The organism is Arthrobacter sp. P1_B9, from assembly GCF_056406495.1.
On record NZ_JBFUAA010000016.1, the window covers coordinates 58,156 to 72,027 of the forward strand.

Annotated in this window: 13 protein-coding genes; 7 read left to right on the forward strand and 6 right to left on the reverse strand. The window is 64.5% G+C overall.

Going from position 1 to position 13,872, the window contains the following annotated elements; genetic code table 11:
* Nucleotide 1: 1 nt before the first annotated feature.
* Nucleotides 2-1,450: a sugar porter family MFS transporter gene (locus AC1D1A_RS18450; RefSeq protein WP_476857371.1), complete on the reverse strand. Its 1,449-nt coding sequence runs from the start codon at nt 1,448-1,450 to the stop codon at nt 2-4.
* 356 nt (nt 1,451-1,806) lie between these two features.
* Here AC1D1A_RS18450 and AC1D1A_RS18455 point away from each other — a divergent pair, with 356 nt between their 5' ends.
* Nucleotides 1,807-2,850, forward strand: a complete 1,044-nt coding sequence (locus AC1D1A_RS18455; protein WP_476857370.1) for a Gfo/Idh/MocA family protein — start codon at nt 1,807-1,809, stop codon at nt 2,848-2,850.
* Nucleotides 2,851-2,865: 15 nt separating this feature from the next.
* Here the strand turns inward: AC1D1A_RS18455 and AC1D1A_RS18460 are convergent, their stop codons facing one another.
* Nucleotides 2,866-3,450: an HhH-GPD-type base excision DNA repair protein gene (locus AC1D1A_RS18460; protein WP_230010261.1), complete on the reverse strand. Its 585-nt coding sequence runs from the start codon at nt 3,448-3,450 to the stop codon at nt 2,866-2,868.
* 104 nt (nt 3,451-3,554) lie between these two features.
* On the opposite strand from AC1D1A_RS18460, the gene AC1D1A_RS18465 reads away from it, so the two are divergent.
* Both AC1D1A_RS18465 and AC1D1A_RS18470 read left to right on the forward strand, forming a co-directional pair.
* On the forward strand, nt 3,555-5,018 hold the full coding sequence (locus tag AC1D1A_RS18465; protein WP_476948401.1) for a protein adenylyltransferase SelO: 1,464 nt from the start codon (nt 3,555-3,557) through the stop codon (nt 5,016-5,018).
* A gap of 12 nt (nt 5,019-5,030) precedes the next feature.
* Complete coding sequence (locus AC1D1A_RS18470) at nt 5,031-5,354, forward strand: hypothetical protein (RefSeq protein ID WP_476851141.1); 324 nt, start codon at nt 5,031-5,033, stop codon at nt 5,352-5,354.
* Nucleotides 5,355-5,385: 31 nt separating this feature from the next.
* Here the strand turns inward: AC1D1A_RS18470 and AC1D1A_RS18475 are convergent, their stop codons facing one another.
* Entirely contained in the window at nt 5,386-5,724 is a 339-nt protein-coding gene (locus AC1D1A_RS18475; protein WP_476857366.1) for a hypothetical protein, read from the reverse strand.
* Nucleotides 5,725-5,847: 123 nt separating this feature from the next.
* Here AC1D1A_RS18475 and AC1D1A_RS18480 point away from each other — a divergent pair, with 123 nt between their 5' ends.
* Entirely contained in the window at nt 5,848-6,666 is an 819-nt protein-coding gene (locus AC1D1A_RS18480; RefSeq protein WP_028276194.1) for a pyruvate, water dikinase regulatory protein, read from the forward strand.
* A gap of 151 nt (nt 6,667-6,817) precedes the next feature.
* Nucleotides 6,818-9,235: a phosphoenolpyruvate synthase gene (ppsA, locus tag AC1D1A_RS18485; protein WP_476948402.1), complete on the forward strand. Its 2,418-nt coding sequence runs from the start codon at nt 6,818-6,820 to the stop codon at nt 9,233-9,235.
* Nucleotides 9,236-9,353: 118 nt separating this feature from the next.
* Here the strand turns inward: ppsA and AC1D1A_RS18490 are convergent, their stop codons facing one another.
* A complete protein-coding gene (locus tag AC1D1A_RS18490; RefSeq protein ID WP_476851138.1) occupies nt 9,354-10,043 on the reverse strand; it encodes an HAD family hydrolase in 690 nt (229 codons plus the stop codon).
* Between the two features lie 433 nt (nt 10,044-10,476).
* Here AC1D1A_RS18490 and AC1D1A_RS18495 point away from each other — a divergent pair, with 433 nt between their 5' ends.
* Nucleotides 10,477-11,250 (forward strand): ion transporter, encoded by a 774-nt coding sequence (locus AC1D1A_RS18495; RefSeq protein WP_476851137.1) that lies wholly within the window; start codon nt 10,477-10,479, stop codon nt 11,248-11,250.
* A 634-nt stretch (nt 11,251-11,884) separates the two neighbouring features.
* On the opposite strand, the gene AC1D1A_RS18500 is transcribed toward AC1D1A_RS18495, so the two are convergent.
* Together AC1D1A_RS18500 and AC1D1A_RS18505 are read right to left on the reverse strand one after the other, a co-directional pair.
* Nucleotides 11,885-12,220, reverse strand: coding sequence for a carboxymuconolactone decarboxylase family protein (locus AC1D1A_RS18500; protein ID WP_476851136.1), 336 nt, complete (start codon nt 12,218-12,220; stop codon nt 11,885-11,887).
* Between the two features lie 204 nt (nt 12,221-12,424).
* Nucleotides 12,425-13,078 carry a TMEM175 family protein gene (locus AC1D1A_RS18505; RefSeq protein ID WP_476857362.1) on the reverse strand — a complete coding sequence of 218 codons (654 nt, stop codon included), beginning with the start codon at nt 13,076-13,078 and terminating at the stop codon, nt 12,425-12,427.
* 449 nt (nt 13,079-13,527) lie between these two features.
* Between AC1D1A_RS18505 and AC1D1A_RS18510 the strand changes: the two genes are divergently transcribed.
* Nucleotides 13,528-13,857 carry a carboxymuconolactone decarboxylase gene (locus tag AC1D1A_RS18510; RefSeq protein WP_476851134.1) on the forward strand — a complete coding sequence of 110 codons (330 nt, stop codon included), beginning with the start codon at nt 13,528-13,530 and terminating at the stop codon, nt 13,855-13,857.
* Nucleotides 13,858-13,872 lie beyond the last annotated feature (15 nt).

Sequence of the window (13,872 nt, forward strand, 5' to 3'; positions counted from 1 at the left end):
CTCAGAGAGACACCGCCTTCTCGCCCGGTACCGTGGGAGGCACGATGATTGGTATGCCTCCGGTGCGGAAATGCACCTCCAGCTCTTCCAGCGACTGTCCCTTTGTCTCCGGCACGAAGTTCGCCACGAAGATCAGGGAAACAATGTTCACCAGCACGAACAGGGTGAACGTGCCGGTTGAGCCCAGGGCCACGACGAGGATCGGGAACAGGAAGGAGATCGCCGCGTTCACGGTCCAGAGGGCGAACACCGCAATGCCCATCGCGAAGCCACGGATGGCCAACGGGAAAATCTCGGAGAGCAATAGCCACACGCACGTGCCGATGAAGCACTGCACGAAGGCCACGAACAGCATCATCGCCGCCAAGATGGTGTAACTGACGAGGTCCGATTGGGGGAGCGTGAAGACGACGGCGAGGAGTGCCTGCGAAGCCACGACCCCGGAGAAGCCGATGACCAGCATGCGGCGGCGCCCGACGAAGCCCAGTAGCCAGATGCCCAGGACGGTCATCAACACCGACGTCACACCGACGGCGATGGTTGCCACGAGCGATGCGCTCACGCCAAGGCCGCTGCGTTCAAGGATGGTGGGGGCGTAGTAGTTCACGGTATTGATGCCCGTTGCCTGCTGGGCTGCGGCGAGCCCAATGCCGACCCAGAGGAGCCGGCGCATCCATGGATTGTTCTTCAGATCGCGCCAGGCGCTGGAGCGCTCGTTCCGGGCGGTATTCGCGGACTCAACGATTTCTTTGTACTCGAAATCGGCTTCCTCAGGGCTGCGGCTGAGGTTGAGGATGCGGCGGCTGTCGTCGAGCCTGTCGCGGATAGCGAACCAGCGCGGCGATTCGGGCAGGGCGAGCATGCCGATCAGGAGTGCGATGGCGGGGATGGAGGCAATGCCAAGCATGATGCGCCAGACTTCGGCGTCGTGGATGACGGCGTCGAGGAGTGCGTTGATGGCAAAAGCGAGCATCTGGCCGGTCACGATCATCAGTTCGTTGATGGTGACCATGCGTCCGCGCAGGTGTGCAGGCGCCATTTCCGCAAGGTAGAGGGGGCACGTTACGGCGGCGGCGCCGACGCCAAGACCGAGGATGACGCGGGCAACGACCATGAACCCGACGGTCGGTGCGATGGCGCAGCCTATCGCGCCGAGGAGGAAGAGCAGCGCACAGACGAGCAGCGTGCCGCGCCGCCCAAGCTTATCGGCGAGCCTGCCGCCGCTCAGTGCGCCCACCGCGGCACCAGGAAAGAGCAGTGCGCTGACGACGGTGGCCTCTTCGACCGGGCTCATGCTCAGGGAGTCCTGCATGTAGAGCAACGCACCGGAGATCACGCCGGTGTCGTAGCCGAACAGGAGTCCGCCGAGTGTGGAGATGACAGTGAGACGGGCGAGATACCCGCGGTGTTTTGAGCCCGATGCGGGCGAGCTTGCTGTGTGCAACGACATTGTTGACTTCCTCGATTCGGCCGACCTGGAGGGCGGACTTTGAATTGGGAGCGTTCCCGGGAGGGTGCTGGATCACGCACCTTCAACGTTAGAGCGCTCTAACGAGACAGTCAAGAGTTTGTCTTGACATGCGCTCAAAGTATCGACGGGCATCCTGGAGGCGCACGGTCAGGGACAAGTCCGCGGGCGGGGCGGCGGGAAGGGAGCCGGAGGCCGAGTGTCTGGCGCCGCGGTGGAGCGGCTACCTCTTCAGGGGCTTTTCCCGGATGAAGCGGTTTGTTACTATGTCAGGACAAATTCAGGGAAGGGGTTATGCGTCTCATGCGAATCGATGTCAACACAAGGGAGGCCGGCATATGACCGGGAACTCTTCACTCCCGGTGTCCCGGGTCCCGGATTCCCGAGCCGCACCACCACTCCGCTGGGGGATCATGGGTCCCGGCTGGATTGCGGAGCGCTTTACGGAATCCGTCCAGGCGCACACCTCGCAGATTATCGCCGCAATCGGGTCCCGCTCGCTGGACCGTTCCGAAGCCTTTGCTGGACGGCACGGCATCCCCGCTGCCTTCGGCAGCTATGAGGAGCTGGCGGCCGCCGACGTCGACATCGTCTACGTGGCCACGCCGCACAACTTCCACTACGAGGCCGCCCTCATGGCGCTCGACGCCGGCAAGCACGTTCTGGTCGAAAAGCCGATAGGCATCAACCGTGCGCAGGCGGCCGGCATCGCCAGCCGGGCCGCCGCCGCCGGCCTGTTCGCCGCCGAAGCCATGTGGACATTTTTCCTGCCCAAGTTCGACGTCATCCGGCAAGTGCTCGACTCCGGAATGCTCGGGGACCTTACTACGGTCTTCGCCGAATACGGTGAGCACTTTGACCGCAGCCACCGGATCTTCGACGCGGCTCTGGCGGGCGGGCCACTGCTGGACCTGGGGACCTATCCGCTTTCGCTCATCACGTCCGTCCTGGGCGAACCGGACCGCCTCCTGGCGCTCGGTGAACCGCACGAATCCGGAGTCAATGCCCAGCTTTCGGCCGTCATGTCCTTTGCCGGCGGACGCCAGGCCATGATGAACACCCAATTGCACAATTTCACGCCGACGTCCGCCACCATTGTGGGCACCGAGGCTTCGCTGTCAATTGACGGGCCCTTCAACATGCCAGGCAAGTTCAGCGTCCGCTTCCCGGACGGTACCCGGCTGGCCTATGAGGAGCCGGCCGGAGCACACTTCGAGGGCCTGCACTTCGAGGCTGCCGCCGTCGCCCGCGCCATTGCGGCAGGGCGGCTGGAGGTTCCCCAGCGGCCGCTCGCCGAATCCATCCGGACCATGGCCGTCGCCGACGCCATCAGGAACCAGCTCGGAATCGTGTTCCCCGGCGAAGCCGTTGGAAGCCTCTGATCCAGGCCCTCCGTATCAGCGCTCGGATGCCTTCGCGGCTTTGATGGCGGCCTTGGCAGCCTGCTTGCTGGCGCGCACTCTTTTCAGCGACTCGGGGTCCACGATGTCGGCGACAGAAAGAAATGCGTTCTCCTGGCCATAGGGGCCGGCGGCCTCACGCCAGCCTGGCGCCTGCAGGCCGCACTGCTTGCCAAGCAGTGCAAGGAAGATCCTGGCCTTTTGCTCTCCGAAGCCGGGCAAGCCCTTCAACCTGCGCAGCACTTCCTCACCGTCCGGGTCGTCCTGGTTCCAGATGGCAGTTGCGTCCCCATTCCAATCGCCTTGGACGGTCGCAGCGAGGTCCTGGACGCGGCCGGCCATGGAGCTGGGGAAGCGGTGGATGGATGGACGCTCCTTGAAGATCTCAACGAAGCCGGCCGGGTCGTATTCGGCGATTGCGGCAGGGGTCATGGACCCGATGCGCGTCCGGATCTTTTCGGGTCCGGCAAACGCAGACTCCATGGTCACCTGCTGGTCAAGCAGCATGCCAACGAGGAGTGCGAACGCGTCATTGCTGAGCAATTGGTCGGCGGCGGCGTCGCCCGTGATGTGCAGTTCCATGCGCCCATCCTGCCACCAGCTCCGCGCCACGTCATGGCACCGGCCCGAATCTGCTCCGCCGCGACCAGCGGCATTGCTGACGCTGTGGCCGGTATCCTTGAAAGATGAGTGGCACAGCGCATTCAACCGTCACATTTGATGGCCGCTTCGCCCGGGAGTTCCAGGAGATGGCCATTCCCTGGCGCGCGGAGGAGGCGCCCGAGCCGCACCTTTTGGTGCTTAACGAGCACCTCGGCGCTGAGCTGGGCCTCGATCCGGCCTTCCTCCGGAGTCCGGAGGGTCTGCGTCTGTTGACCGGCAACGCCGTCCCCGCCCATGCCAGTCCGGTGGCGCAGGCCTACGCCGGCCACCAGTTTGGCTGGTACGCCCCCCGGCTCGGCGACGGGCGCGCACTCCTTCTGGGCGAGATCGGGCACGCGGACGGGCAGCTCCGCGACGTCCACCTCAAGGGATCAGGACGCACGCCGTTTGCCCGCAACGGGGACGGCCAGGCGGTGGTCGGTCCCATGCTGCGCGAATACATCGTGAGCGAGTCGATGCACGCGCTGCACATCCCCACGACCCGGTCCCTCGCCGTCGTCGCGACGGGGCGTTCGGTGCAGCGCGAGACGCTCCTGCCCGGCGCCATTCTGACCCGGATAGCCAGCAGCCACCTGCGCGTCGGCAGCTTCCAGTACGCCCGGTCTACGGGCGACATCGGCCTCCTTCGCCGCCTCGCCGACTACGCCCTGACCCGTCACCACCCCGCCGCCGCGGAGGCCGGGAACCGATATCTCGCACTCTTCCAAGGGGTCATATCCGCCCAGGCTTCGCTGGTGGCCCAGTGGATGCTCGTCGGATTCGTTCACGGGGTCATGAACACCGACAACATGACGATTTCGGGCGAAACGATCGACTACGGGCCGTGTGCCTTCATGGAAGGCTTCGACCCGGCCGCCGTCTACAGTTCGATCGACGAGAGCGGGCGCTACGCCTACCGCAACCAGCCGGTGGTGGCGGAGTGGAATCTTGCCCGGCTCGCGGAGTCGCTTCTGCCCCTGCTCCACGACGACGAGGAGCAGGCGGTCGAGCTCGCGGTGGGAGCACTCGGCGAGTTCCGCCGGCAGTACAGTGACGCCTGGTCGGCAGGCATGAAGGCCAAGCTGGGGTTCCGTGACGGGCTCGACGACGACGTGGCCTCGCCTCTCGTGGACGAACTTGTGGCTTTAATGCAGGAGTCACGGGCCGACTACACCTCGTTTTTCCGGCACCTCGGCAATGCCGCCCGCGGCCGTGCCGAAGCCGCCCGGGGCCAGGCTCAGGACACGGCAGCTTTCGATGCCTGGGTGGGGCGATGGCGTGCCTTGGCACCGGATGCTGACGCCATGGACCGGGTCAACCCGGTCTGCATCCCGCGGAACCACCTGGTGGAGGAGGCCCTGGCGGCCGCTACCGTCGGAAACCTGGATCCGCTGGCACGGCTGCTGGACGCAGTCGCCTCACCTTTCGACGAGCGGTCCGGCCTCGAGCGCTACGCCGCTGCCGCCCCGGAAAGCTTTGGCCCGTACCGGACCTTCTGCGGAACCTGAGGGGAACTGATCATGGATACCGAATTCGCCGAGGTCATTGATCATGACGTCACCACCATCACCTGCGTATGCGGCAATACCGTCAGCAGCGAGGGATTGATTCAGGCCAACTCACAGGGCATGCCCGTTCACATTGGCGGAAACGTTCCCGTGCCCGCGGGGCTGGCTACCTGGCCTGAGGACGAGGATCTCTACACCTTGTGCTCCTCTTGCGGCCGCGTTTACCATGACGCTGTCATCGAAGAGACTGGGACCGCGCCCGTTGCTTTCCGGATTGATGTCACCGCCGGACCGGTTGCCGAAGCGATCCGTGTCCACTGGGACCTCAACACGTAGCACTGTGACCGTGTCAGGGGTCAGTGACGCCCTACACGGTGTCCGGCCGCTGATCTCCCTTGTGGCTCCGCAGATTCTCCTGCACCTTGCCGAACAAATCCTTGATGGTCGTCTCCGTATTGGTGAGCATGTCCGGCTGGACGTAGACCTGTTGGGCGGGAGGCAGGCTGTAATGGGACGCCAGGCCACCCGCACCGTCCACCCCTGCCAGCGCGATGGTCACACCACCCTCTTTGCGCGCAATGGCGCCAATCCGGCCGAAGACCACGGTAAATTCGTCCGGCTGGAAGCTCACGGTCAGTCCGACATGTGTCCGGTTAAGGTCACTTGCCGTGACGGCCTTCTCGTTCCCGGTCCCTGCATAGTTCATGTCGATCTCCCGGATAGCTGGTGGCGTTGTAAGCGAGCAGTCTACGTCCGGGACCGGAGGCGGGGTAGGGACCCGCCGGCTGCCCGATACCGGATCGGTCCCGGCGTGGGGGAGAATGCGTTCATGACCAAAGACGATCTTCGGCCTGTCTACTTCCTTTCGGACAGCACCGGCATCACCGCGGAAACGCTCGGCAACACTTTGCTGACGCAGTTCCCCGCGAACCACTTTGACCGCATCACGGTCCCCTTCATCACCACGGTCGAACAGGCCAGGACGGTGGTCGGCACTATCGACAAACTGGCCGCCACGGGCCTGCAGCCGATCGTCTTTTCCACCGCGGTAAGCAGCGATATCCGCCAGGTCCTGGGTACGTGCCAGGGGATCATCGTGGATCTCATCGGGACACATGTCGGACAGCTGGAGCAGGCCCTCGGTTCGCCGGCCAGCGGCGAACCCGGCAGGGCCCATGGCCTGGGCAATGCGGAGCGGTATCAATCCCGGATGGCCGCCGTCGAATACGCCATGGAACACGACGACGGCCAAAGCCTGCGGGCGCTCGAAAAGGCCCAAGTCATCCTGGTGGCGCCGTCCCGCTGCGGAAAAACGCCCACCACCATGTACTTGGCCCTGCAGCACGGCATTTTCGCCGCCAACTTCCCGCTGGTGGACGAAGACTTTGAACGGGAAGGGCTACCCAAGCCGCTGAGGCCTTTCGTTGAGAAGTGTTTCGGGCTCTCCTCCAACCCCCTGCGCCTGAGCCAGATCCGCACCGAACGGCGCCGGGGCTCACCCTACGCGTCGCTGCGGCAGTGCGGCTTCGAGCTGCGCAGCGCCGAGCAGCTGTACGTCTCCCATAGGATTCCGTACCTGAATTCGGCCACGGTGTCCGTCGAGGAAATGGCGGCAACCATCCTGCAGCGGATGAACCTCAAGCATTAGGGAAAAGTTTCACAAACTTAGTGTGGCGCACGTCATGTGGAAAGTGCGCTGGAGACCTGTCACTGTGGACAGGACTTGCGCCCATCAACCGGCCATCGCCGCAAGCGGGGCGGCGCACTTGCATGCCATCATCTGCAAAGGAGCAGTAACTATGACGACAGACATCCTGTGGTTCTCAGAACTCGGACTCAAGGACCTGGACCGCGTGGGCGGAAAGAACGCCTCCCTCGGTGAGATGGTGCAGAACCTGACCTCCGCCGGCGTCCAGGTTCCCGACGGCTTCGCCACCACCGCGGATGCCTACCGCAACTTCCTGGCGGATTCGGGCCTCGACCAGAAGATCGCCGACCGGCTGGCCGGCCTGGACACCGATGACGTCACCGCCCTGGCAGCCGCCGGGCAGGAGATCCGGGCCCTCATGCGCGAGACGCCCTTCCTGCCTGACTTCGAAGCGCAGATCCGGAACTCCTACCAGCAGCTGGTGGACAAGCACGGCGGCTCTGAGGACCTGTCCTGGGCCGTCCGTTCCAGCGCGACCGCGGAAGACCTCCCCGATGCCTCCTTCGCCGGGCAGCAGGAAACCTTCCTGAACGTCCGCGGCATCGAGAACATCCTGCTCGCCATCAAGGACGTGTTCGCGTCCCTCTACAACGACCGGGCGATCGCCTACCGGGTGCACCACAAGTTCGAGCACGCCGAGGTGGCGCTTTCGGCCGGCATCCAGCGCATGGTGCGCTCCGACGTCGGCGCCTCCGGCGTCATGTTCACCATGGACACAGAGTCCGGGTTCCAGGACGCCGTGTTCGTCACGTCCTCCTACGGCCTCGGCGAGGCTGTCGTCCAGGGCGCCGTCAACCCCGACGAGTTCTACGTCTACAAGCCCGCGCTGAAGGCCGGCCGGCCCGCAATCCTCAAGCGCGGACTGGGCGAGAAGGCCCTGCAGATGACCTACACGAGCAGCCGCGAAATCGGCCGCACCATCGACTTCGTGCCGGTCGAGGCGTTCCTGCGGAACCGCTTCAGCCTCACTGACGACGACGTCGAGCAGCTCGCCCGGCACGCCGTCGCCATCGAGAACCACTATGGCCGCCCCATGGACATCGAATGGGGCAAGGACGGGATCGACGGCGGCCTGTACATCCTGCAGGCGCGCCCGGAGACCGTGCAGTCCCGCCGGGCCTCCGGCAGCCTGAGCAGGTTCCGGCTCAACGGGACCGGCCGGGTGCTGGTCGAGGGCCGCGCCATTGGCCAGCGAATCGGCGCCGGCAGCGTCCGCATCCTCACCGCGATCGACCAGATGGCCGCCTTCAAAACCGGTGATGTCCTCGTCGCCGACATGACCGACCCGGACTGGGAACCGATCATGAAGCGGGCCTCCGCCATCGTGACCAACCGCGGCGGCCGCACATGCCATGCCGCCATCATTGCCCGGGAACTGGGGATTCCCGCCGTCGTCGGCACCGGGGACGCCACCGATGCCCTCTCCGACGGCCTCGACGTAACCGTGTCCTGCGCCGACGGTGAAACCGGCGTGATCTACGAAGGGCTCCTGGACTTCAGCGTCGAGGAAACCGAGATTACCCAGCTGCCCGAGGCCCCCGTCAAGGTCATGATGAACGTCGGCACCCCGGAGCAGGCTTTCACGTTCGCGCAACTGCCCAACCACGGAGTGGGCCTGGCCCGGCTCGAATTCATCATCAACCGCCAGATCGGCATCCACCCCAAGGCACTGCTGAATCTCGACGAGCAGCCGGCGGACGTCGCCGCGGAAATCCGTGAGCGCATCGCCGCGTACGAGAGCCCGCGCGACTACTACATCAAGCGCCTGGCCGAGGGCGTGTCCACCATCGCGGCGGCGTTCGCGCCGGAACCCGTGATTGTGCGCATGTCCGACTTCAAGTCCAACGAGTACGCCAACCTGATCGGCGGGCCCGCCTACGAACCGCACGAAGAGAACCCGATGATCGGCTTCCGCGGCGCCTCACGCTACTTGGAGCCGTCCTTCCGGGACTGCTTCGACCTCGAGTGTGAGGCCCTGTCCTTTGTCCGCAACGAGATGGGCCTGACCAACGTCAAGCTGATGATCCCGTTCGTACGGACCCTGGATGAGGCCCGCGGCGTTATCGAACTGCTGGGGGAGAACGGCCTCACCCGCGGCGAGAATGGCCTAGAGGTGATCATGATGTGCGAGATCCCATCCAACGCGCTGCTCGCCGATGAGTTCCTGGACTACTTCGACGGGTTCTCCATCGGCTCCAACGACATGACCCAGCTGGCCCTGGGCCTGGACCGGGACTCCGCGATTGTCTCCGGCGGCTTCGATGAACGCGATCCGGCCGTCAAGAAGCTCCTGAGCATGGCCATCGCGGCCTGCAAGGCGCGCGGCAAATATGTCGGCATCTGCGGCCAGGGTCCGAGCGACCACGCGGACTTCGCCGAGTGGCTGGTCGAGGAAGGCATCGATTCGGTTTCCTTGAACCCCGACACCGTGGTGGACACCTGGCTGCGCCTTGCCGGCGCCACAGCCGGCCCGGCCGTCGAGGCAGGCGTCGGCGCCGGGGCGAACTGACAGCCGCGGCGTCCAAGTAAGACAGGCCGGACACCCGCCGGGCAGCACGGACTGAGAATTCCAGACCGTGCTGCCTGGGCGGCCGTTCAGGCTTTGGAAGCCGCCTGGGCGGAAGGCTTCAGGCGCTCAGCTTTCCAATCGCGCTGCTTTCAAGGTTCTCCAACAGGTGCCGCGGATTGTCGTAAACCTCGGCGGCACCGGCCTCCCGCAGCTCGGCTTCGCTGATTCCGCCACAGGTCAGGGCAATGGCGGGAACTCCAATTGCCGCCGCGGCCAGCACGTCCCAGACGGCGTCGCCAACAAACACGACGTCCGCCGGGCTGAGCTCAAGCTTGTCCAGGCACGCCAGCAGAATGTCGGGAGCGGGCTTGCTCTCGTCGGCGTCGTTGGAACTGGTCCACGCATCGATGGACGTGCCGGCGTCCAGGAGGCGCCGGGCGACGTCCAGGTCGCGCTCCTGCGCTGATGATGCCAAACCCACGGCCAGCCCGGCGCCGGAGCAGGCGGCCAGGAGGTCCCGGGCAGAGTCGAAGGGGCGCAGGGAAGGCCAAAACGTGGAGAACACGGCGCCGTGCGCGGATTTGAGGTCTTCCTGCATGTCCGTGGTGCACCCGGGGACCAAGTGTTCGATGAGCTTGTCGCCGCCCATGCCGACGCAGCGGTGGATAGCCGAGATCTGGATGTCCAGCCCCTCCCGCCGGAACGCCTGCCACCAGGCAAGGGCATGGAAATAGCTGGAGTCAATCAAGGTCCCGTCGACGTCGAAAAGGACCCCGCGTTTCTTTTCGGATTTTGAACCTGGCACCATTGCTACCCCACCTTTGGTTGAGGGCGGCCGCATGTGCCTGACCAGGCAACGGCTCGGCCCATAACGGATCTTTCCAGACCGGCGTCCGAAGTACCTGTCAAAGACTTCTCAGCGTCCACGATCAGAACGCCGCCACCACTCTGCAGCGAGTGCTCCAACTCCAAATGTCCGGCCACTTTAACCTCCTCGACTCTGCTGGAAGCTTGCATAGTAAGACTACTTAATGCAGGGGAATTTTCGTGGCGGCGTGCATGCAGCGGTCGTCGCCGTGGGGGAGCGGCTAACGACATTTAGACCATGCGCCTGCCTCGATCCCGGCGAGGCCCCAGGCCGGGTACTTGCGCGCCAGGCTGTTGAACAGCGGCACTGCGGTCCGGTCAGAGAAGGGCAAAAAGTGTCGGGTACTTGAGTGCTTTCGTGCCAGAATCCTCACATGACCAGGGAACGCAGTGAACTGAAGAGCATCGGATATGAGATCTTCATCGGAATACTTTCGCTCCTGTCGATCGTCAATCTCGTGCTCGTGTATGCCGCGCGGGAGCAGTCGCTCGACACCGTGCTCGAGGTGATGAACGCCCTTTTCAGCGTGATCTTCCTCGCCGACTTCCTCTACCGGATCCTCACCGCGCCATCGGCGGGCGCCTATTTCTTCAGGCACTTCGGCTGGGCCGACCTGCTGGCCAGCATGCCCTTCGCGCAACTCAAGTTCCTGCGCATCTTCCGGCTGATTCGGGTGTACCGCCTGCTCCGCGACGTCGGCATCCGGACAATCGGCCGCGCACTGAGCAAAGACCGGGCCGGCAGCTCCCTGTACATMCTGCTGCTCATGGGCATTTTCGTACTGGAATTCGGAAGCCTCACGATGCTCCGCATCGAGCAGTATGCGCCGGGGGCCAATATCACGACGGCCTCGGACGCCATCTGGTACACGATCGTCACGATCTCGACAGTGGGATACGGTGACCAGTATCCGGTCACCGGTGCCGGCCGTATTCTCGGTACGGGCATCATCGTCGTCGGTGTCGGCATCTTCGGCACCTTCACCGGCTACCTGGCCAACTTCTTCCTGGCTCCCCGGAAAAAGGAACCCGCACCGCCCGTCGATGCGGCCAACACCAGCGCGACGGTCGAAGCACTCCGCCTGCGCCTCGAAGAGTCCGAAGCCAAGCTCACCGAGATCAGAAAGCTGCTCACCGAGCCAACCTAGCTGGGCCTCCCCGGCCCGGCTGCCTGCCAGGGTTCTTCGCCGAACCAATGACTTTTGGCACTGCCCGTGTGTGCCTGCCGGGGCAAGAGTTGGACCTTCGCTACCGGTTTGGCCAGCGCCCCGGTCCGGGTGCGAAAGGCCGCTTGCCTTTGACGGGTCGGTCCTGCCCCACACCGTCCGGAGACAGCGTCCGGTGTCAAGGCCGTGAAGGTGGGTGACGAGAAGTTCATCGAAGCCGCTTCGTCCTGATCGGCCGACACGACTCCAGTGAACCCTGCGGAGGGCCGCAAGACCACGAACCGACATGCCCGGGCATCGCTTCGGATCCGCGCGAACAACTCCACTCTCGGCTCCATCCACCAGGGTGCCGGCGAGTCACGAGGTGGGGCCAGAAATAACCGCCTATCCGTGAGATCCAAACCGGTCATAACCACCCGGGGCAGATCTACGCGTCCCCTGCCACATTGAGCCGGAATGCGTGGACCGGAGGGGAGAACGTCAGCACCGGACCCCACGACGTCGTCTGCACAGACCGGGACGAGGATCATTCCGGCGTAGCCCGAAGGCGATATGCCGCCCGTGCAGGTTCCCCTCCCACGAGCCCGCGCGCCACGGCGCCGTGGTCCGGACGGGATTAGCCCTCGGCTTCCGCTTCTGCCTCGGCCATAGCCTCGGTCAATTCGAGGGCGAAGCCCAGGGCGCTGGCTAGGTTGCCGGTTGCCGCCACGATCCGGGGGGTGCCGACGATTGGGGCAACAGCGATCAGGATGCCCTGGATGTCCTCACTGGTGATGCCGACATCCATCGCGGTACTGGCATTGAAAAAGTAGGACGCGGCCGGGGCGTCGACGGCGGCGAGGGCAGCGATCCGGGCCAGCATCAACTCGCGAGGATCAAGCGTCGAGCGTTCAACCGATACGGCGGTGAGGTCGGCGAGGGCGTCCAGGATCGGGGTTTCTTCTTCGGCCATGGCCATGTCTCCATCTGGTTGCGGTGATTGTATGGCGAGTGGCGCGACCGGGGCCGGTCGCTGCGACTCGACATCAACGTAACCCTCGAAAGCGGAGGACGACATCACCCCCATGGGATGAACCGATGCTCAGCCCGCCGTGGCGGCCGCAGCGCATCGACAGGAATCTTGAATGCAAAGCCCCCGATTCTGCCTACCCGCCGGTCAAGCGGAACGGGAACGGCGCCGGATGGCGCTGAACGGCAGGAGGATAAACAGGGCGAGTGCCAGGTAGCCGAACACGGCGATGACTGGCTGGACCAGCCCAATCAGGATCATTGCGACGTACACGCCCAGCGTGGGCGTGAGCCGTTTGGTGAGGGTCTTCACATCCTCATCAGCCAGATCCGGGCGCACGAGACGCGCGCGGACAGCATATCGCCAGGTCACCGAAATCATGATCATCGATAGGAGCAGGTTGATGCCGTAGACGGTCGCCGCGATCCGCTCGGGCCCGGCTTCGTGGATGAATTCGGCCAGCAACTTCGTCGGAAACGGCAGGAACGAGACAACCAGGAGCAGTAACAGGTTCAGCCGTACGAACACCGAGTCGGCATGGTCGAGGTATTCGGTGATAACGGTGTGGGCAAACCAGACCGCCCCAATCGTCGAGAAGCTGACCAAGTAGGCTAAGTACGACGGCCACAGGTCGACCAGCGCGCCGACGAGGTTCTCGTGGGAGCCGGCAGGGACCGAGATCTCCAAAATGAGGAGCGTTATCGCGATGGCGAACACGCCGTCGCTGAATGCTTCCATCCGCCCGGTCCGATAGGCAGACGGCCGGGGTTGCGGCTGCGCGGCACCAACCTGGTCATCCATGGGACAAGCATGGCAGCCGCTTCTTGACATCCGGCTCATCCGCAACGAACGATCTACTTGATGCGCTGCCCGTGGGGCAGCCACGCCCCATGGCCGATTTCGGCCCCACATATGACGGACTCACCGACTCCTACGTTTCATCCAGACCTTCTTCCAGCCGACACCGTAACGGGTATATCTCTCGGCATTGGGGCCGACGGATACATCGGGCTCAAATCCTTTTGGGCGGGTCAGCAATTGTGCGTCAAAGGCGACCTCGCTACTTGGCGGCTACCGAGAAGTGATCCTTTCGCCGTCGGGGCCCGTCTGTTACGGAGTCCGATGGCCGGCGATCGGTTCATCCCGCGGGGGTGATGTCTCCCTGGGACGTACAGGGTTACTTTGCAGACGGGCCGGGCCCCTCGCCCGTGCCGTCGGCTCGGCACCCAACACCGAATCCAGATGGAGACATGATCATGGCCGAAGAAGAAACCCCCGTCGTCGACGCCCTCGCCGACATCACCGCCGTGTCGCTCGAACGCTCCACACTTGTTCCCCGCGAGTTGATGCTGGCCCGTATCGCGGCCCTCGTCTCCGTCGACGCTCCACCCGCCTCCTACCTGCTCAACGCCGGTACGGTGGTCGACGCCGGCGTCACGGCAGATGATGTCCAGGGCATCGTCATCGCAGTTGCGCCCATTGTCGGCACTCCCCGGATCGTGGCGGCAGGCAGCAAACCTCGCCATTGCGCTCGGCTTTGTCATCGCAGTGGCCGAAGCCGAGCTCGAAGCCGAGCTTGAGGCTGAAGCCGATGC